Source organism: Pseudomonas sp. R3-57, assembly GCF_051132065.1.
In the GTDB taxonomy this organism is placed as follows: domain Bacteria; phylum Pseudomonadota; class Gammaproteobacteria; order Pseudomonadales; family Pseudomonadaceae; genus Aquipseudomonas.
The window spans coordinates 643,812-662,977 of sequence record NZ_CP071655.1; the positions used below are offsets into that span (position 1 = coordinate 643,812).

General features: G+C 59.4%; 18 protein-coding genes. 5 read left to right on the plus strand and 13 right to left on the minus strand.

Features of this window, described 5'->3' with window-relative positions:
* Nucleotides 1-184: 184 nt before the first annotated feature.
* Entirely contained in the window at nucleotides 185-400 is a 216-nt protein-coding gene (gene rpsU, locus J3P93_RS02920) for a 30S ribosomal protein S21 (protein WP_002551877.1), read from the minus strand.
* Between the two features lie 199 nt (nucleotides 401-599).
* Here rpsU and tsaD point away from each other — a divergent pair, with 199 nt between their 5' ends.
* Entirely contained in the window at nucleotides 600-1,625 is a 1,026-nt protein-coding gene (tsaD, locus tag J3P93_RS02925) for a tRNA (adenosine(37)-N6)-threonylcarbamoyltransferase complex transferase subunit TsaD (RefSeq protein ID WP_434595012.1), read from the plus strand.
* Between the two features lie 22 nt (nucleotides 1,626-1,647).
* On the opposite strand, the gene plsY is transcribed toward tsaD, so the two are convergent.
* On the minus strand, nucleotides 1,648-2,217 hold the full coding sequence (gene plsY / locus J3P93_RS02930; protein ID WP_434595014.1) for a glycerol-3-phosphate 1-O-acyltransferase PlsY: 570 nt from the start codon (nucleotides 2,215-2,217) through the stop codon (nucleotides 1,648-1,650).
* Between the two features lie 74 nt (nucleotides 2,218-2,291).
* On the opposite strand from plsY, the gene folB reads away from it, so the two are divergent.
* The gene (gene folB / locus J3P93_RS02935) at nucleotides 2,292-2,648 is read left to right on the plus strand and encodes a dihydroneopterin aldolase (protein WP_434595017.1); all 357 of its coding nucleotides are present in this window, start codon (nucleotides 2,292-2,294) and stop codon (nucleotides 2,646-2,648) included.
* A complete protein-coding gene (gene folK, locus J3P93_RS02940; protein ID WP_434595018.1) occupies nucleotides 2,639-3,157 on the plus strand; it encodes a 2-amino-4-hydroxy-6-hydroxymethyldihydropteridine diphosphokinase in 519 nt (172 codons plus the stop codon). Before folB ends, folK begins: the two co-directional genes overlap by 10 nt.
* A gap of 93 nt (nucleotides 3,158-3,250) precedes the next feature.
* Here folK and J3P93_RS02945 read toward each other — a convergent pair whose 3' ends face one another.
* The 11 genes from J3P93_RS02945 to J3P93_RS02995 all read right to left on the minus strand — a co-directional run bounded on the left by J3P93_RS02945 (nucleotide 3,251) and on the right by J3P93_RS02995 (nucleotide 17,347).
* Complete coding sequence (locus J3P93_RS02945) at nucleotides 3,251-4,480, minus strand: multifunctional CCA addition/repair protein (RefSeq protein ID WP_434595019.1); 1,230 nt, start codon at nucleotides 4,478-4,480, stop codon at nucleotides 3,251-3,253.
* A 62-nt stretch (nucleotides 4,481-4,542) separates the two neighbouring features.
* Complete coding sequence (locus J3P93_RS02950) at nucleotides 4,543-6,105, minus strand: SpoVR family protein (protein ID WP_208939529.1); 1,563 nt, start codon at nucleotides 6,103-6,105, stop codon at nucleotides 4,543-4,545.
* A complete protein-coding gene (locus J3P93_RS02955; RefSeq protein WP_090286856.1) occupies nucleotides 6,102-7,373 on the minus strand; it encodes a YeaH/YhbH family protein in 1,272 nt (423 codons plus the stop codon). The genes J3P93_RS02950 and J3P93_RS02955 overlap by 4 nt, the downstream gene beginning before the upstream one ends.
* A gap of 117 nt (nucleotides 7,374-7,490) precedes the next feature.
* Nucleotides 7,491-9,413, minus strand: coding sequence for a PrkA family serine protein kinase (locus tag J3P93_RS02960; protein ID WP_090286853.1), 1,923 nt, complete (start codon nucleotides 9,411-9,413; stop codon nucleotides 7,491-7,493).
* A gap of 295 nt (nucleotides 9,414-9,708) precedes the next feature.
* On the minus strand, nucleotides 9,709-10,038 hold the full coding sequence (gene glpE, locus J3P93_RS02965; protein WP_434595021.1) for a thiosulfate sulfurtransferase GlpE: 330 nt from the start codon (nucleotides 10,036-10,038) through the stop codon (nucleotides 9,709-9,711).
* A 34-nt stretch (nucleotides 10,039-10,072) separates the two neighbouring features.
* Complete coding sequence (locus J3P93_RS02970; RefSeq protein ID WP_434595023.1) at nucleotides 10,073-10,954, minus strand: symmetrical bis(5'-nucleosyl)-tetraphosphatase; 882 nt, start codon at nucleotides 10,952-10,954, stop codon at nucleotides 10,073-10,075.
* Nucleotides 10,954-11,334, minus strand: a complete 381-nt coding sequence (apaG, locus tag J3P93_RS02975; RefSeq protein WP_434595025.1) for a Co2+/Mg2+ efflux protein ApaG — start codon at nucleotides 11,332-11,334, stop codon at nucleotides 10,954-10,956. The genes J3P93_RS02970 and apaG overlap by 1 nt, the downstream gene beginning before the upstream one ends.
* A gap of 113 nt (nucleotides 11,335-11,447) precedes the next feature.
* On the minus strand, nucleotides 11,448-12,266 hold the full coding sequence (gene rsmA / locus J3P93_RS02980; RefSeq protein ID WP_434595026.1) for a 16S rRNA (adenine(1518)-N(6)/adenine(1519)-N(6))-dimethyltransferase RsmA: 819 nt from the start codon (nucleotides 12,264-12,266) through the stop codon (nucleotides 11,448-11,450).
* Nucleotides 12,263-13,252 (minus strand): 4-hydroxythreonine-4-phosphate dehydrogenase PdxA, encoded by a 990-nt coding sequence (gene pdxA, locus J3P93_RS02985; RefSeq protein WP_434595028.1) that lies wholly within the window; start codon nucleotides 13,250-13,252, stop codon nucleotides 12,263-12,265. The genes rsmA and pdxA overlap by 4 nt, the downstream gene beginning before the upstream one ends.
* Entirely contained in the window at nucleotides 13,249-14,571 is a 1,323-nt protein-coding gene (gene surA / locus J3P93_RS02990) for a peptidylprolyl isomerase SurA (protein WP_206414589.1), read from the minus strand. Before surA ends, pdxA begins: the two co-directional genes overlap by 4 nt.
* Nucleotides 14,546-17,347 (minus strand): LPS-assembly protein LptD, encoded by a 2,802-nt coding sequence (locus J3P93_RS02995; protein WP_434595030.1) that lies wholly within the window; start codon nucleotides 17,345-17,347, stop codon nucleotides 14,546-14,548. The genes surA and J3P93_RS02995 overlap by 26 nt, the downstream gene beginning before the upstream one ends.
* 130 nt (nucleotides 17,348-17,477) lie before the next feature.
* Here J3P93_RS02995 and J3P93_RS03000 point away from each other — a divergent pair, with 130 nt between their 5' ends.
* A complete protein-coding gene (locus tag J3P93_RS03000; protein WP_434595031.1) occupies nucleotides 17,478-18,497 on the plus strand; it encodes an aminoglycoside phosphotransferase family protein in 1,020 nt (339 codons plus the stop codon).
* Nucleotides 18,494-19,165 carry an N-acetylmuramate alpha-1-phosphate uridylyltransferase MurU gene (gene murU, locus J3P93_RS03005; RefSeq protein ID WP_434595033.1) on the plus strand — a complete coding sequence of 224 codons (672 nt, stop codon included), beginning with the start codon at nucleotides 18,494-18,496 and terminating at the stop codon, nucleotides 19,163-19,165. Before J3P93_RS03000 ends, murU begins: the two co-directional genes overlap by 4 nt.
* Nucleotide 19,166: the final 1 nt, after the last annotated feature.

Below are 19,166 nucleotides of genomic sequence, written 5' to 3' on the forward strand. Positions count from 1 at the left end.
CTTGAAAGGCTCGTCAGAAAAGACGTGCACCGCTGGCAAAAAAGCCAGGCCTGACGCGGTGAGGCGGATTTGTCTCGGTCGCATCTGCGGCGTCGACGGTGAAGCATCAAGCGTTTTACGCAAATGCCATTAGCCCGGCAGTGAGCCGGGCTTAGGCAAGAAGCTTGCTACGAACGTCTGTGTATTAGTACAGACGAACGGCGCGGCGCTGTTCGCGCTGAACTTTCTTGGCGTGGCGTTTAACAGCAGCTGCTGCCTTGCGCTTACGCTCAGAAGTTGGCTTCTCGTAAAATTCGCGGCTACGAACTTCAGCCAGTACACCGGCTTTTTCGCAGGAGCGCTTGAAACGACGCAGAGCTACGTCGAAGGGTTCGTTCTCTTTTACTTTGACGGCTGGCATCCAGAGCTACCTTCATTCATTACCGGGGTCAACATCCTCGCGGCAAAAGAGCACTTGAAGACGTCGGTTTTTAAGGGTTGCGGATGTTAACCCCTCATCGCTCGGAATGCAAAGCCTCTGATCGAAAACCGCTGGTCGGGGCATCCCGCGGCGACTATTATGCGCGCCTTCGAATTCAGCCTAAACAAGGCGCAAACCCATGCTAGTACTGGGATTAGAAACCTCCTGCGACGAAACCGGCGTCGCCTTATATGACAGTGAACGCGGTCTGCTGGCCGACGCGCTGTTCAGCCAGATCGACCTGCACCGCGCTTACGGCGGAGTAGTGCCCGAGCTGGCCTCGCGTGACCACGTCAAACGCATGCTGCCCTTGATCCGTCAGGTGTTGGCCGAGGCCGACTGCGTGCCCACCGAGATCGATGCGATCGCCTATACCGCCGGTCCCGGCCTGGTTGGCGCGCTTCTGGTCGGTGCGTCCTGCGCTCAGGCGCTGGCGTTTGCCTGGGGCATTCCGGCGCTCGGTGTGCACCACATGGAAGGCCATCTGCTGGCGCCGATGCTGGAGCCGAAACCGCCGCAATTCCCGTTCGTCGCTTTGTTGGTGTCGGGCGGGCATACGCAATTGGTTCAGGTCGATGGCATCGGCCAATACAGCCTGCTCGGCGAGACGCTCGACGATGCCGCCGGCGAAGCGTTCGACAAAACCGCGAAAATGATGGGCCTCAATTATCCCGGCGGTCCGGAAATCGCCAAGTTGGCTGAGAAGGGCACTGCAGGACGTTTCACTTTCCCGCGTCCGATGTGTGATCGCCCGGGTCTGGATTTCAGCTTCAGCGGCCTCAAGACCTTTGCCCTCAACACCTGGCAGCAATGCGTCAGCGCCGGGGACGACGGCGAGCAAGTCCGCAGCGACATTGCGCTGGCGTTCCAGCAGGCCGTGGTGGAGACTTTGACCATCAAGTGCAAGCGCGCGCTGAAACAGGCGGGCATGAAGCGTCTGGTGATCGCGGGCGGCGTCAGTGCCAACAAGGCTTTGCGGGTTTCCCTGGAGAAGATGCTCGGCGACATGCAAGGCGAGGTGTTTTATGCCCGCCCCGAGTTCTGCACCGACAATGGCGCAATGATCGCCTTTGCCGGCTGCCAGCGCTTGAAGGCCGGCCAGCAGGAAACGCTGGCGATCAGCGTGCAGGCGCGCTGGCCGATGGAGCAGTTGTCGGCGTTGTGATGCTTGCAGTCGGCGGGGTTATTTAGAAATGCCGTTCGCGCCCGGCAAACAGGTCGCGTAGATTGCCGCGGTGGCGCCAGACGATCAGCACTGTCAGTGCGCTCATCGGCAGCAGCGCGGCCGGTTCCTGCCAGGCCAGTAGCGGCAGGGTCAGTGGCGTGGCAATCAGCGCCGCCAACGAGCTGGTACGGGTCAGGTAGAACGTCAGCAGCCAGGCGCAAACGGCCAGCAACGCGGCGGGCGGATACAGGCCCAGCAGCATGCCGGCAGCGGTGGCGACGCCCTTGCCTCCACGGAAGCGGAAATACAGCGGGAACAGGTGACCGATTACGGCGCAAACGCCGATCCACGCCTGATCCTGCACCGACAGGCCCACAGCCGCTGCGATCAGTACCGGCAGCAGGCCTTTGCACAGATCACCCAGCAGGGTCAGGATCGCCAGTTTGCGACCGGCCAGGCGCAGCATGTTGGTGGCGCCGGCATTGCCCGAGCCACTCATTCGCGGATCCGGATTTCCGGTCAGGCGGCTGAGCAAAATGGCGAAGGACAGCGAGCCGAGCAGGTAGGCGAGAATCGCCAGTAACCAAAACATGCTAACTATTCCGGGCGAGGACGCCCTGATTCTAACGGCGCATTGCGCCCTTGTCGTGCAGCGGAGAGAAGTGCTTGGACAGAGTGTTTATCGAGGGCCTGGAAGTCGACACCGTCATCGGTGCCTATGACTGGGAGCGCGGCATCCGCCAGTGCCTGCGACTTGATCTGAGCTTCGCCTGGGACAACCGCCCGGCCGCCGCTGGTGACGACCTGACCCTGGCGCTCGACTATGCCAGCGTTTCCGCGCGCATTCAGGCGTTTGCCGAGCGGGCGCAGTTTCAACTGGTCGAGACCTTCGCCGAGCGTCTGGTCGAAGTGCTGATGAGCGAATTCAACATCACTTGGGTGCGCCTGAAACTGACCAAGCCCGGCGCGGTGCCGGCGGCCAAGGGCGGCGTGGGTGTGGAGATCGAGCGCGGATGTCGCTGACTCAGGTCTACCTCGGGCTCGGTAGCAATATCGACCGGGAAACTCATTTGCGCGCCGGGCTCGACGCTTTGGCGATGTTTCTGGTGGATATCCGCTGTTCGGCGGTGTTCGAAAGCCAGCCGGTGGGCATCAAGAGCGGTCCGTTTTTCAATTTCGTGGTGTCGGCGCAGACTGACTTGCCGCTGATAGAGCTGGATCGGCGATTGAAATTCATCGAGGCGGACAACGGCCGCTACGCTCCGGATCGCAAAGGCTTGCCGCTGGATATCGACGTGCTGTTGTACGGCGATCTGGCCGGCAATTTCGACGGTCTGGTGTTGCCACGGGCGGAAATTCTGAAAAATGCCTTTGTGCTGTGGCCGTTGTCGCTGATTGCGCCGGATCGGGTGCATCCCGGTGTGGGAAAAAGCTTTGCGACGTTATGGGCCGAGGCGCAGATAGATCAGGTATTGGCACCGGTTGCATTCGAATGGCGCGGGGAGCAGCTCACGCCTGCGCATTTGCGTTGATATCAAAGGCGCCTTCGCGAGCAGGCTCGCTCCCACATTGGATTGAGGTCTCCTGTGGAGCGAGCCTGCTCCGGGCGGCGATCCGACGAAGCTTTATCCTGACGCCGCTTCTTTGTAAGCCTTCAGAGCTTTAAGCCGTTCGCGTTTCAGTGCCTCGCCTAGCGCCGGCCCCTTGAAACCCTGTTCCAGCAATGGCTGCACCGCCACCCCGCGCGCTGCAGTTGCGGCTCCGCGCAGATAATCCGCCTGTGGATAACTCCGCTGCTCCAGGCCTTTGCGTCCACGAGCGTCCATTTCACAGGCAGCAATAAACTCTTCGAAACGCTGCGGGCGGCGATACACGTCGAAACTCTGCAGCAACTCCAGCAGTGTCGAAGCCTTCAACTCCAGCGCCCGGTGACCATGGGTGTGGTACTGGCCGACCAGCAGCGCCAATTCCTGGCAATCCTTCGGCGCCTTGAAGCGTTCGTTGACCGCTTTGATCAGCTTCAATCCGGTGTGCTCATGGGCAATGTGCCGTGGCCACTCCGTTTGCGGCGTCAGTCCTTTGCCGAGATCGTGCAGCAGGCAAGCCCAGCGTACCGTTAGCGGTTGATTATGCAGCGCCGCCTGTTGCAGCACGCTGAGGGTGTGCAGGCCGGTGTCAATCTCCGGGTGGTGTGCTTCCGGTTGCGGCACGCCGAACAGCGCGTCGACTTCCGGCATCAGCACCTCCAGCGCGCCGCAATCACGCAGCACCTGAATGAACACTTGTGGCTGATCTTCCATCAAGGCCCGGGAGATTTCCTTCCAGCTGCGTTCAGCGGTCAATGCCTGCAGTTCACCGGAGTCGCTGAGCTGGCGCATCAGCTCCAGGGTTTCTGGCGCAACGGTAAAGCCGAGGCCGGTATAACGCGCAGCGAAACGGGCAACGCGCAATACCCGCAGAGGATCTTCGGCGAATGCCGGGGAAACGTGGCGCAGGATTCGCGCTTCCAGGTCGCGCTGGCCGTGATACGGATCGGTCAGATTGTGCTGATCGTCTTCGGCCATGGCATTGATGGTCAGGTCGCGGCGGATCAGGTCTTCTTCAAGGGTGACTTCGGGGCTGGCGTAAAACGTGAAGCCGCCATAACCGCGGCCACTCTTGCGTTCCGTACGGGCGAGGGCGTATTCCTCGCCGGTTTTCGGGTGCAAAAACACTGGAAAGTCGGCACCAACCGGGCGAAATCCCTGGGCGAGCATCTCTTCGGTCGTTGCGCCGACCACGACCCGGTCGATATCGGTGACCGGCAACCCCAACAGGCGATCGCGCACCGCGCCGCCAACCTTGTAAACCTGCATAAAAAGCCTCCGTTAGCCCGACAGGATAACCCTTGCGTCAGACTTTCGGAGGCCGAACCGGCTCAAAGATGAATCACGGCCAGATCAAGTCGACCGTAATCCCCTTCACTGTGTTCGCTACGTGGCGGAACGTGATGGGTTTTCATGATCTGATCGCCTTGCAGGGTTTCCAGGTGAATGTCGAAACCCCAAAGTCGATGCAGGTGCTTGAGCACCTCGTCAGTGGAGTCGCCCAGCGGTTTGCGGTCATGCTGCTGATGGCGCAGGGTCAGCGAACGGTCGCCGCGTCGATCAATGCTGTAGATCTGCACGTTCGGCTCACGATTGCCGAGGTTGTACTGCGCAGCCAGAGTTTCACGGATGATCCGATAGCCGCTTTCGTCGTGAATGGCTGGCACCAGCAGATCGTCTTTCTGGTCATCGTCGAGAATGCTGAACAGTTTCAGGTCGCGAATCACCTTCGGCGACAGGTACTGCAGGATGAAACTCTCATCCTTGAAGCTGCTCATGGCGAACTTGATGGTCGACAGCCAATCGGTACCGGCAATTTCCGGGAACCAGCGCCGATCCTCTTCGGTAGGCTCTTCACACATGCGGCGAATGTCGCGATACATGGCAAAACCCAGTGCGTACGGGTTGATGCCGCTGTAGTAGGGGCTGTCGAAACCCGGCTGGAATACCACGCTGGTATGCGAGGTGAGGAACTCCATCATGAAACCGTCGGTGACCAGCCCTTCGTCGTACAGGTCGTTCATCAACGTGTAATGCCAGAACGTGGCCCAGCCTTCGTTCATCACTTGGGTCTGACGCTGTGGATAAAAATACTGGGCGATCTTGCGCACAATCCGCACGATCTCGCGCTGCCAAGGCTCCAGCAGCGGCGCGTGCTTCTCAATGAAGTAGAGGATGTTTTCCTGCGGCTCGGCCGGGAAGCGTGCGTTGTCCTTGTCGCTGTACTTGTCCGCGCCTTTGGGAATGGTGCGCCACAGATCGTTGATCTGCTTCTGCATGTGCTCTTCGCGATCCTTCTGCCGGCGCCGCTCTTCTTCGGCAGAAATCGGATAGGGACGCTTGTAACGGTCAACCCCATAATTCATCAATGCATGGCAGGAATCGAGCAGGTCTTCCACCGCATCGATGCCGTGGCGCTCCTCGCATTGCATGATGTACTGCTTGGCAAACACCAGGTAATCGATGATCGAACTGGCGTCGGTCCAGGTGCGGAACAGGTAGTTGCCCTTGAAGAAACTGTTGTGACCATAGCAAGCGTGCGCCACTACCAATGCCTGCATGCAGATGGTGTTCTCTTCCATCAGGTAGGCAATGCACGGATCGGAGTTGATCACAATCTCGTAGGCCAGGCCCATTTGCCCGCGGCTGTAGGATTTCTCGGTGCTGAGGAAGTGCTTGCCGTAGGACCAGTGGTGATAACCCAGCGGCATGCCCACCGAAGCATAGGCGTCCATCATCTGTTCGGCGGTGATTACTTCGATCTGGTTGGGATAGGTATCCAGCGCATAGCGGGCCGCAATACGAGCGATTTCGCGGTCGTAGGTCTGGATCAGCTCGAACGTCCATTCCGAGCCGGTGGAAATGGGTTGGCGCTTCTGCTCTTTGGCGGTCATGTCACTAACCTGCGCTGGAAGAGTTCACGGAAGACCGGATAGATATCTCCGGCCGAGACCAGCTGCTGCTGGGCAAACGTGTCAGAAAAGGCTTCGGCAATGCGTTCGTATTCGTACCATAAGGCCTGATGTTCGCGCGGGGTAATCTCCACGTAAGTGTAGTACTGCACAAACGGCATGATCTGGTTGATCAGGATGTCGCGGCAGATCGGCGAGTCATCGTTCCAGTTGTCGCCGTCGGAGGCCTGAGCGGCATAGATGTTCCACTCGTTGCTCGGATAACGCTCAGCCATGATCTCCTGCATCAATTTCAACGCGCTGGAAACGATAGTGCCCCCGGTTTCCCGCGAGTAGAAGAACTCTTCCTCATCGACTTCCCGGGCGCTGGTGTGATGGCGGATGAACACCACGTCGATTTTGTCGTAGTTGCGCTTGAGGAACAGGTACAAAAGGATGAAGAAGCGCTTGGCGATGTCCTTGGTCGCCTGGGTCATCGAACCGGAAACGTCCATCAGGCAGAACATCACGGCTTTCGAGCTGGGATTTGGCTGTTTGATCAGCAAGTTGTATTTCAAGTCGAAGGTATCGAGAAACGGCACGCGATGGATGCGCGCGCTGAGTTTTTCGATTTCTGCCTCCAGTTCCTGAATATCGCCGAAGTTGTCCGGTTCTTCGCGTCTCAGTCGTTCCAGCTCTGCCTTGACCTCGCGCAGCTTCGCGCGGCTGCTGCCGGACAGGGCGATGCGCCGTGCGTGTGCCGAACGCAGGGTGCGGATGATATTGATCCGTGACGGGTTGCCTTCGTTGCTGATCCCGGCGCGCACGGTTTTGAAGGTGTCGGTGCCACTGAGGTTGCGCTTGACCAGGTTCGGCAGTTCGAGGTCTTCGAACATGAATTCGAGGAACTCTTCCTGGGTGATCTGAAAGACAAACTCGTCCATGCCCTCGCCGGAGTTACCGGCCTTGCCCGGACCGCGTCCGCCACCGCCGCCCGGTGGACGGGCGATGTGTTCGCCGGCGGTGAATTCCTTGTTGCCGGGATGAACCACGGTCTGTTTGCCGCCGCGGCCATGGTGAAGCACCGGTTCGTCGATGTCGCGACCGGGAATGCTGATCTGTTCGCCGTGTTCCATATCAGTGATGGAGCGCCGGCTGACCGCCTCTTCGACGGCCTTCTTGATGTGGTCACGGTAACGCCGCAGGAAACGCTGACGGTTCACCGTGCTCTTGTTCTTGCCATTGAGGCGTCGGTCGATCACATAGCTCATAGGCCCCTCCGGGGAGCTTCAAGTTTTGAGCTGCAAGCTGCAAGCGAGACGAATAGCCCAGAATTCAGGGGGTACGCGCTCTTTCTTGCAGCTTGTGGCTTGTAGCTTGCAGCTGCCTCACTGCGACTTGCGGACCCGCAGGTACCATTCGGACAGCAGTCGTACCTGTTTATCGGTGTAGCCACGTTCAACCATACGTGTAACGAAATCGTTGTGTTTTTGCTGGTCCTCTTTGCTGGCCTTGGCGTTGAAGCTGATGACGGGCAGCAGGTCTTCGGTGTTGGAGAACATTTTCTTCTCGATGACCACCCGCAATTTTTCGTAGCTGAGCCAGGTCGGGTTCTTGCCGTTGTTGTTGGCCCGGGCGCGCAGGACGAAGTTGACGATCTCGTTGCGGAAATCCTTCGGATTGCTGATGCCGGCCGGTTTTTCGATTTTCTCCAGTTCTTCGTTCAGCGCGACGCGATTGAGGATCTCGCCGGTTTCCGGATCGCGGTATTCCTGATCCTGAATCCAGAAGTCCGCGTAGAGCACGTAGCGGTCGAAGATGTTCTGACCGTATTCGCTGTAGGACTCGAGGTAGGCGGTCTGGATTTCCTTGCCGATGAACTCGATGTAGCGCGGCGCGAGGTATTCCTTCAGATAACGCAAATAGCGCTCGCGGGTCTCGGCCTGGAACTGTTCCTGTTCGATCTGCTGTTCCAGCACATAGAGCAGGTGCACCGGGTTGGCGGCGATTTCATGAGGATCGAAGTTGAATACCTTGGACAGGATCTTGAAGGCGAAGCGGGTCGACAGACCGTTCATGCCCTCGTCGACGCCGGCCGAGTCGCGGTATTCCTGAATCGACTTGGCCTTCGGATCGGTGTCCTTGAGGTTTTCGCCGTCGTAGACGCGCATCTTCGAATAGATATTGGAGTTTTCCGGCTCCTTGAGACGCGACAGCACGGTGAACTGCGCCAGCATTTTCAGGGTATCCGGCGCGCAGTGCGCCTTGGCCAGTGAACTGTTGAACAGCAGTTTGTCGTAGATCTTCACTTCGTCACTGACGCGCAGGCAGTACGGCACTTTGACGATGTAGATCCGGTCGATGAAGGCTTCGTTGTTCTTGTTGTTGCGGAAGGTGTGCCACTCCGATTCGTTGGAGTGAGCGAGCAGGATCCCGGTGAACGGAATCGCGCCGAGGCCTTCGGTACTGTTGTAGTTGCCTTCCTGAGTCGCTGTCAGGAGTGGGTGCAGCACCTTGATCGGTGCCTTGAACATTTCGACGAATTCCATCAGGCCCTGGTTGGCCCGGCACAGCGCACCGGAATAGCTGTAGGCGTCAGCGTCGTTCTGTGGGTACTCCTCGAGTTTGCGGATATCGACCTTGCCGACCAGTGCAGAAATGTCCTGGTTGTTCTCGTCACCCGGTTCGGTCTTGGCCACGGCGATCTGATTGAGGATCGACGGGTACAGTTTGACCACGCGGAACTGGCTAATATCGCCGCCAAATTCGGCCAGGCGTTTGGTTGCCCACGGCGACATGATGGTATTGAGATAGCGCCGCGGGATACCGAAGTCTTCTTCGAGGATCGCGCCATCTTCGGTGGCGTTGAACAGACCCAGTGGCGATTCGAATACCGGTGAGCCCTTGATTGCGTAGAAGGGCACTTTTTCAATCAGCTGTTTCAGCTTCTCGGCCAGGGACGATTTACCGCCGCCGACGGGGCCGAGCAGATAAAGGATCTGTTTCTTCTCTTCCAGGCCCTGAGCGGCGTGGCGGAAATACGAGACGATCTGGTCGATGCATTCTTCCATCCCGTGGAAGTCTTCAAAGGCCGGATAACGGCGGATCACCTTGTTGGAGAAGATGCGCGACAGCCTCGAGTTTGTCGAAGTGTCGAGCAGTTCCGGTTCACCGATCGCCAGCAGCAGGCGTTCGGCGGCGGATACGTAGGCGCTGCGATCCTTTTTGCACAGTTCCAGGTATTCCTGCAGAGAGAATTCTTCCTGGCGTGTGGATTCGAAGCGTTGTTGGAAGTGGCTAAAGATACTCATGACGTCACCTCGCTCGATACGTGGAGCCGACGCCGGATCACTCAGTCGATGCTGGCAACAGCCACAGTGGCAGCCGTTGTTTACCCCCCAGAACTCTCCCGCAGTGGACAACCGCGGAAGCTACTCCCGATGACCCGTGCGCCGGTGTACCGGCTCTCCCCTGTTTTGGATGGCCTGCGCTTAAGGATAGTTGGGAATTCGAGAGGTAAAGGCGAGATACGTAATTAGTTGTGGCAGACCGTTCGTCTGCCTCGCGCAGGCCCGCGGGAGCCGGGGGCTGCGCGTGACAAAAAAATTATTCGGCGGTGCCTTGCGCGGTTTCCTCAGGATAAGTCGTACGCCAGAGTTCAAAGCCGCCGTCCATGCTGTAGACGTCGGAGAAGCCCTGGCCCACCAGATAGGCGGCTGCGCCCTGACTGGAATTGCCGTGGTAGCAGACCACGACAGTCGGCGCATCGAGGTCGGCGCCCTGGATGAAGGCGTGCAGCGAATGATTGTCCAGATGCTTCGAACCGCTGATGTGCAGCGCGGCAAAGGTTGCCGGATCGCGCACGTCGACTACAACTGCGCCTTGTTCACGCAAGGCCTGGGCCTGCTCCGGGGGGATTCGTTTGAATTCGGTCATGGCTGTGTTCCTGTTGCTCAACTGATAACGCAGTCTAACGCGGTGCGCCGACTGGTGAAGTTTCGGGAATGGATGGCGCGACTGAAGGTGCAAGTCCGCCATGTTCATCGCATTTGCACGACAGGCGTTCACCGCTGTCGACGTTCATCAGGGTCAGGCTGCCGCCCCAGACACAACCGGTGTCCAGTGCCGAGATACCCGGCTCGTGGATATTGCCTTCCAGCGCCGCCCAATGGCCGAAGATGATGCGCAGGCCACGGGTCTTGCGCTCCTTGTGCTGGAACCACGGTTTATAGCCGGGTGGAGCAGCCTCGAGACCTTCCTTGCTTTTGAGGTCGAGTTTGCCTTCGGCGGTGCAAAAACGCATGCGTGTGAAATAGTTGGTGATGACCCGCAAACGCTCGACGCCTTTGAGATCGCTGTCCCACTTCTCCGGATCGTTGCCGTACATGCCATCGAGAAAGGCCGGCAACATGTTGTCATCGCGCAACGCCGTCTCGACCTCGGCGGCGCACTTCAAGGCGCGGCGCAGTGACCATTGCGGCGGGATGCCGGCATGAACCATGGCGACATCACGTTGCTCGTCGTAGTGCATGACTTTTTGCTGGCGTACCCATTCGAGCAATTCGGCGCAGTCCGGCGCTTCGATGATCTCGCGCAGGGTGTCGGATTTTTTCAGGCGTTCGATGTTTTTTGCGGCGGCGAGCAGATGCAGATCGTGGTTGCCGAGTACGCACACCAGCGACTCGCGCATGCCGTACAGAAAACGCAGGGTTTCCAGCGATTGCGGGCCACGGTTGACCAGATCACCCACCAGCCAGAGTCGATCGAGTTGCGGATCGAACGCCACTTGCTTGAGCAGGCATTTGAGCGGCTGGAGGCAGCCTTGCAGATCGCCGACGGCATACGTCGTCATCAGTGCAGCGCTCCGGGCACGGCGAGGCGAAACGGCTTGATCGTCGCGTTGAAACGTTTGCCATCGTCGGCGAGCATTTGATAAGTGCCCTGCATGGTGCCGACCTTGGTGGTCATCACCGTACCGCTCGTATATTTGTGGCTCTCGCCAGCGGCGATCAGTGGCTGCAGGCCGACAACGCCTTCACCGCGGACTTCTTCGACATGGCCGTCACCGTCAGTAATCACCCAATGCCGGGACAGAAGCTTGGCCGGCATCTGACCATTGTTCTGCACGGTGATGGTGTAGGCGAAAGCGAAGCGGTCATTTTCGGGTTGCGATTGTTCTGCCAGATAGCGGGTGACGACGCTGACATCAACCTTATAACGGGAATCGGACATGCAAAAAGGCCTTAACGAAGCGGAACGCGGGGCGTAGCTGATGGGGAATCAGTCTAGGCAAGTATCGGGCAGTAAACCAGAGTGGTGTGCTGCCCGATAGCGTTCATCGCCGGTCAGTCGGCGACAGGGGCGGCCGGGACTTGTACGGCGAGCTGGTCTGCCAGACGCACGAATGCGGCCAGATCCAGTTGCTCGGGACGCAGGCTGCCATCGACGCCGGCGGCTTCGATTTCGGCATTGCTGAGCAGTTGCTTGAGCGTGTTGCGCAAGGTCTTGCGGCGCTGGTTGAACGCTTCGCGCACCACGCGTTCGAGCAGGCGATGATCCTTGGCCGGGTGCGGCAGTACGGCATGCGGTACCAGACGAACGATCGCCGAATCGACTTTCGGCGGCGGATTGAACGCACCGGGGCCGACGTTGAACAGGTGTTCGACGCGGCAATGGTACTGAACCATGATCGACAGACGACCCCAATCACCACCGCCAGGACCCGCGGCCAGACGCTCGACCACTTCTTTTTGCAGCATGAAGTGCATGTCGCGAATGATGCCGGCGTTATTCAGCAGGTGAAAAATCAGCGGCGTGGAAATGTTGTACGGCAGGTTGCCGACCACGCGCAGGCTGCTTGGCGCGGCGTTGAGCGTGTTGAAGTCGAACTTCAGTGCATCGCCCTGGTGCAGGTTGAAATTATTCTTGCCGGCAAACTGCTGGTTGAGGATCGGGATCAGGTCCTTGTCCAGTTCCACCACGTCGAGCTGGGCGCCGGAAGACAGCAGGCCGGCGGTCAGTGCGCCCTGGCCCGGGCCGATTTCCAGCAGACGGTCGTCAGCCTTGGCATGGATGGAACGCAGGATGCGGTCGATAACGCCGGCATCGTGGAGGAAGTTCTGGCCAAAGCGTTTGCGCGCCTTGTGTTGGTATTGCTCGTTCATAAACGGGTCTCGGCCATCTGGTAGGCGGTTTCCAGGGCGACTTGCAGGCTGCCGGTGTCGATCTTGCCGCTGCCGGCCAGATCAAGCGCGGTGCCGTGATCGACCGATGTGCGGATGATCGGCAGGCCCAGCGTCACGTTGACGGCTGCGCCAAAGCCTTTGTACTTCAACACGGGCAGGCCCTGGTCGTGGTACATCGCCAGCACTGCGTCGCAGTGCTCCAGATATTTGGGGGTAAACAGAGTGTCGGCAGGCAGCGGGCCACGGAGGTCCATGCCCTCGCCGCGCAGGCGTTCCAATGTCGGTTCGATGATGTCGATTTCTTCACGGCCCAGATGACCACCTTCGCCGGCGTGCGGGTTGAGTCCGCACACCAGAATCCGTGGCTGGGCGATGCCGAATTTGTTCTGCAGGTCGGCATGCAGGATGCGCGTAACCCGCTCCAGCCGCTCAGGCGTGATGGCATCGGCAATCTCGCGCAGGGGCAGGTGAGTGGTGACCAGTGCCACGCGCAGACCGCGAGTGGCGAGCATCATCACCACTTGCGCGGTTTGCGTCAGGTCAGCGAGAAATTCGGTGTGCCCGGAGAACGCAATGCCCGACTCGTTGATCACGCCCTTGTGCACGGGCGCGGTGATCATCCCGGCGAAGTCGCCGTTCAGGCAGCCGTTGCCAGCGCGGGTCAGGGTGTCGAGGACGAACGCCGCGTTGGCCTTGTCCAGTTGCCCGGCCACCACGGGTGCGCTCAGCGGCGTATCCCAGACATACAGGCTGTTGGCGGGCGCCGGAGCGTCCGGCCAGTGATCAGGGCCGACATCCAGCAGATCGACAGCCAGCCCCAGTTGCGCGGCCCGCTCAAGGAGCAGGTCGCGGCTGGTGATGGCAATCAGGGGATGTGGCTGGGCTTGCGATGCGAGCAGCAGGCACAGGTCGGGACCGATGCCGGCTGGCTCGCCGGGTGTCAGCGCGAAACGCGGGGGTTTCACTGCGCTGCCTGGTCTGCACCAGGAAGTTTGATTTCGACGTACGCTTCGTCACGGATCTGACGCAGCCAGGTTTGCAGCTCTTCGTCGTATTTGCGGTTACGCAGGACGGTCAGGGCTTGCTGCTCACGGGCCTGTTCGGTGCTGTCGGTGGCGCGACGGCCAAGGACTTCCAGAACATGCCAGCCGTATTGGGTCTGGAACGGCTTGGACAGCTGACCTTGCGGGGTCGTGGCCATCACTTCGCGGAATTCCGGTACCAGTGCGTTCGGATCGATCCAGTTCAGGTCACCGCCGTTGAGCGCCGAACCCGGGTCTTCGGAGTAGTTTTTCGCCAGCTCAGCGAAATCTTCACCGGCAGTGATGCGGTCATACAACGATTGCACCAGCGCCTTGGTCTTGGCTTCGTCGCGAATCGGACTCGGTTTAACCAAAATGTGGCGAACATGCACTTCGTCGCGCATCTGCGCTTCGCCGCCACGTTTGCCCAGCAGTTTCAGGATGATGAAACCACCCGGCGTGCGGGCAGGCTGAGTGATATCGCCAACGGCCATGCTGCTCAGTTCGCGATCAAACGGAGGTGGCAGTTGTGCGGCTTTACGCCAGCCCATGTCGCCGCCTTCCAGTGCGTTGTCGCTACCGGATTTGGCCACGGCCATCTGACCGAAGTCGGCGCCTTGCTTGAGCTGCTGGTAAACTTCCATGGCCTGACGCGCGGCGCTCTGAATCGCTTCGGAGTTGGCGCTTTCCGGCGTCGGAATCAGGATATTGGCCAAGTGCAGTTCTTCGGACAGTTGCATCTTGCCCAGGTCAGAGGCGAGGAAGTTCTTCACTTCCTGCTCGGAGACCTGAATGCGTTCTGCCACACGACGCTGACGCACGCGGCTGATGATCATCTCGCGTTTGATCTGGTCGCGGGCATCGTCGTAAGACAGGCCGTCGCGCGCCAGAGCAGCACGGAATTGATCAATACTCATGTTGTTGCGCTGGGCGATGGTACCGACCGCCTGGTTCAGCTCTTCGTCAGTGATGCGAATGCCGGAGCGTTCGCCGATCTGCAACTGCAGGTTTTCGACGATCAGACGTTCGAGCACCTGTTGATCCAGCACACCCGGAGGCGGCAAGCCGCCGCCACGCTTGGCGATAGTCTGCTGCACTTCGTGGACGCGCTGGTCCAGTTGGCTCTGCATGACCACGTCGTTGTCGACGATCGCTACCACTTTGTCGATGGATTGTACGGCGGCGTTGGCCGCCGTACCCAGGAACAGCGCGCCCAGCATCAGCGGGCGCAGACAATCAGAAAGCTTGGTCTTCACGTTCACGATAACCTTGAATGCCTTTGTCGAGGAAGCTCTCTACCTTGGCGCCGGTGAGGCCGCCGAGTCCCTTCAGAACAATTTGGAGGAAGACGCCATGGTCGCCTTTTTCGTTTTGCGGAGCTTCCTGGCTGAACTCGTCGTAGGAAACCCAGTAACGGTTGATCAGGCGCAGTTTCCAGCAGCAGTTGTCGTACTCGAAACCGCCGAAGGCTTCCAGCGTGCGGTTGCGGTTGTAGTCGTACTGCCAGCGGCTGATCGCGCTCCACTGCGGAACGATCGGCCAGATGACCGAGAAGTCATGCTGCTGGATCTTGTAGTAATCCTTCACGTAGCCAGGGGTGCCCGGCGTGCCGTAATCACCGCCGCCCACCGACCATTTACCGGTGTTCTGGTCGAAGCGCACCTGGTCGTTGCGATAGCGGTAGCCAAGGTTGACGACCTTGTTCGGGTTGTCTTCAGGCTGATAATGGAACATCGCACTGCCGGAACGCGGACTGTGGCTGTCCGGATCCCAGTTGTAGTCGGCCGTGGTGCGCCAGTCGCGGTTCCAGCGGTACTCGTATTCAAGCGCGTAAGGCGAGACGTTGGATCTTGCGTCATCGCGATCCTTGAATGCGATACCGGGCAATTGAACCTCGCGGTCCTTGAAGTACAAGGCTTGACCGACACTGATGCGCTGTCGTTCGAAGCCATCGTCTTCGATCCAGCGGCTGGTTACACCCAGCGACAGCTTGTTCTCGTCGCCGACGCGGTCAGCACCGGAGAAGCGGTTGTCGCGGAACAGCGAGGCATAGTTGAAGGTGTATTCACTGGTGTCGAATACCGGAATGTCCTCCTGATCTACCTCAGGTACATAGAGGTAGAACAGACGTGGTTCCAGGGTCTGGCGGTAGTTCTTGCCGAAGTACGAAGTGTTGCGGTCGAAGTACAGGCCGCCATCGATGCTGGCGATTGGTACGCCGCGGTTCTGGTTGCTGTCGAATTCGCCGTTGAGCTTCTTCTGCTCGGCGGTCATCACATCGATCTGCGATTTGCCTGTGTTGTCCAGATCAAGCTGGTACTGAGTGTACTGATACTTCAGCGATGGCTTGAGGAAGCCATACGTCCAGTTCATCGGCAAGCTGACGCCTGGCTTCAGATTCAAGCGGTCGCCGTTGGCGCGGGCCAGACCCTGAATATTGTTGTCCAGGCGCGACTCGGTGGTGATGCCGTCTTCCTGAACAAACGTGCCGCTGCGCAAGTCACGATCGAAACGAACCAGCTCGGTTTCGTAATCGAAGTTCAAGCCTTCCGGGTGATACGGCAGTTGACCGTTGAAGGTGATCTGCGGCAAACGACCGTAAGGCGTGATGTTCGAAACAGTCGCCAGTTGGTACTGCTGGGCATTCAGGCGCGCAGTGTAGCTGTCGCCACGATAGGTGACGGAACCCTGCTGGTTGACGTAATCGTCGCTCTTGACGCCGATCTGATCGGTCTGCAGATCCTGGAAATAATACGGATCGCTGATCTTGGTGTAGTCAACCTGGGTGAGCACACGGGAGTCGAGACCGCCCTTGTGCTGCCAGTTGTACATGTAGCGCGTCTCGTTGTAATCGGACTGGCGCTTGCGATCGTCGTTCTCGTCGTTGAGATACGACGCACCGAACTGACCTTCACTCGACTTGGTCAGGTAACGGAACTCGCCTTCCACCAGCATGCCGCGCTTGCTCATGTAGCGCGGGTACAACGTGGCATCGTAGTTCGGTGCCAGGTTGAAGTAGTACGGCGTGACCAGCATGAAGCCGGTATCACTGCCGCTGCCGATGGTCGGTGGCAGGAAGCCCGACTGACGACGGTCGTCGATCGGGAAGTAAATGTACGGCGTGTAAAGGATGGGAATGTCCTTGACGCGCAACGTCACGTTGGTCGCGGTACCAAAACCGGTGGCCGGGTTCAGCGTGATGTTGTTGCCCTTGAGCTGCCACGCGTTGCTGTTCGGTTCGCACGTGGTGTACGTGCCGTCCTTCAAGCGAATGATCGCGTTCTCGGCACGCTTGGCGTAAAGCGCGTTACCGCGGATGCGTGATTTGTGCATCACGTATTCGGCGTTGTCGACCTTGGCTTCGCCGGTGTCGAGCTGCACATCGGCGTGATCGCCAACGATCAGCGCGCCGTTGTCGCGAATGCGTACATCGCCATTGAGTTCGGCGCGGCTCTCGGCCTGGTAGAGGCTGGCTTCGTCGGACTCGACCTGCATGCTGCCCTGACGCAGGACGACATCACCGGCCAGCGTACCGACTTGATCATCGGTGTTATAGCGCGAGGCTTTCGCGCCGATAAAGGTCGGAGCGTCGCTTTTGTTCGTCTTGTCGTTCATGCCAGGACGAGTCGGCTCGATGTAGGCACCGGAGCAGTAAGGCCCGGTCTCGGCCAGTTGCGCGGCGGTAAGCTTCTCGCGCGGAACCCAGTCGAGGTGACTGTAGTCTTCGCTACGGGATTTCAGACCGCGGCCCTTGGCTTCGGTGACGAGTGCGGTTTTCGGGCCGGTGTCGGCCGTCGAACCGTTCTCGCTTGGCGCATCGCCGGTGGCGCTGACGGCACTGCCGTCATGCACCGGGCGCGGCGGCAACGCAGCGGCCGGTGATTTGGGCGCACAGTCCCAACCACCCGTAGCCGAGACGGAGCAGTCATACTGCTCGGCGGCAACAACGAATTGACTGGCCAGAGGTTGCATAGCCAGCAGACTGCCGGTTACCAACAACGGAAATTTTTTACGAAACGCGGGGGATTTCAATGCCATCTTATTAGTCCGGGCTTCCTGCGTGCCATCTGCCCGCGGTGTGGGCCGCACGCCTCTCGATGGTCTGAAAAAGATGCTGGATAATAAAGCATGACCCGCTTGACGGCTAGCGCCGTCGGAGACCCTTGCAATGCCTGACCAAGATGTACGCTTGCAACACCTGAAAGTTTGGCTCGATGAGCAGTTGGCGAATCTGTTTGCACAACAAGGCTGGGGCACCGTGCCCCCGGCCACGTTGACCGCGGCCAGCAGCGACGCGAGTTTTCGCCGTTACTTCCGCTGGGAAGGTGAGGGTCGCAGCTTTGTCGTGATGGACGCGCCGCCGCCTCAGGAAAACTGCAAACCGTTCGTGGATATCGCCTTTTTGCTGGCGAAATCCGCAATCAACGTGCCGAAAATTTATGCCGAAGACCTCGAACGCGGCTTTCTTTTGCTCAATGACCTGGGCAATCAGACCTATCTCGACGTGATCAATGGCGAAAATGCCGACGCTTTGTTCGACGATGCGCTGCAAGCCTTGCTGGCCTTTCAGCAATTGCCGATGGTTGCGCCGCTGCCCAGCTACGACGTGGCGTTGCTGCGCCGTGAGCTGGAATTGTTCCCTGAGTGGTATGTGAAGCGCGAACTGGGTGTTGAGTTCGATGCGGCTCAACAACGGCAATGGCAGCACATCAGCGATCTGCTGATCGACAGCGCCCTGGCCCAGCCGAAGGTGCTGGTGCACCGCGACTACATGCCGCGCAACCTGATGCTCAGCGAACCCAACCCTGGCGTGCTGGATTTCCAGGATGCGGTCTACGGCCCGGTGACCTACGACGTCACTTGCCTGTTCAAGGACGCGTTCCTCAGCTGGCCTGAAGAGCGTGTGCGCGGCTGGCTGGAGAAATACTGGCAGCAAGCGCTGGCGCTGAATATTCCGGTGCAGGCCGATTTTGACGATTTCCTGCGCGCCAGCGACCTGATGGGCGTGCAGCGTCATCTGAAAGTCATCGGTATTTTCGCGCGCATCTGCCACCGCGACGGCAAGCCACGCTATCTGGCGGACGTGCCGCGCTTCTTCTCTTATATAGAAGCGGTGATTGCCCGTCGTCCTGAACTGGCGGAACTGCAAGCGCTGTTCAGCAGCTTGCGTGCTGGAGCGACGGCATGAAGGCAATGATTCTGGCGGCAGGCAGAGGCGAGCGCATGCGCCCGCTGACCCTGACCACCCCTAAACCGCTGGTGCGTGCCGGCGGCGTGCCGTTGATCGAATATCATCTGCGCGCCCTCGCAGCGGCTGGCTTCAACGAGATCGTGATCAACCACGCCTGGCTCGGACAGCAGATCGAAGACCATTTGGGCGATGGCTCGCAGTTCGGCCTGAGCATCCAGTACTCGCCAGAAGGTGAGCCGCTGGAAACCGGCGGCGGGATTTTCCGTGCGCTGCCGCTGCTCGGTGACGATGCGTTTCTGGTGGTCAACGGCGACATCTGGACCGACTACGACTTCAGCGTCCTGCATCAACCGATCAGCGGACTGGCGCATCTGGTTCTGGCGGACAATCCGGCGCATCACCCCAACGGCGATTTCTCCCTGGTCGACGGCCAGGTGCAGGACGGCCAGCCGAATACACAGACCCTGACTTACAGCGGCATCGCCGTGCTTCATCCGCAATTGTTCGACGGCTGCAGCGACGGCGCCTTCAAGCTTGCGCCGCTACTGCGCAAAGCCATGGCGGCCGGCGAGGTCAGCGGCGAGCGCTTGAAAGGGCACTGGGTGGATGTCGGCACACACGAGCGTCTGGCCGAAGCTGAAACCTTGATAAAAGCGAGTCGCTGAT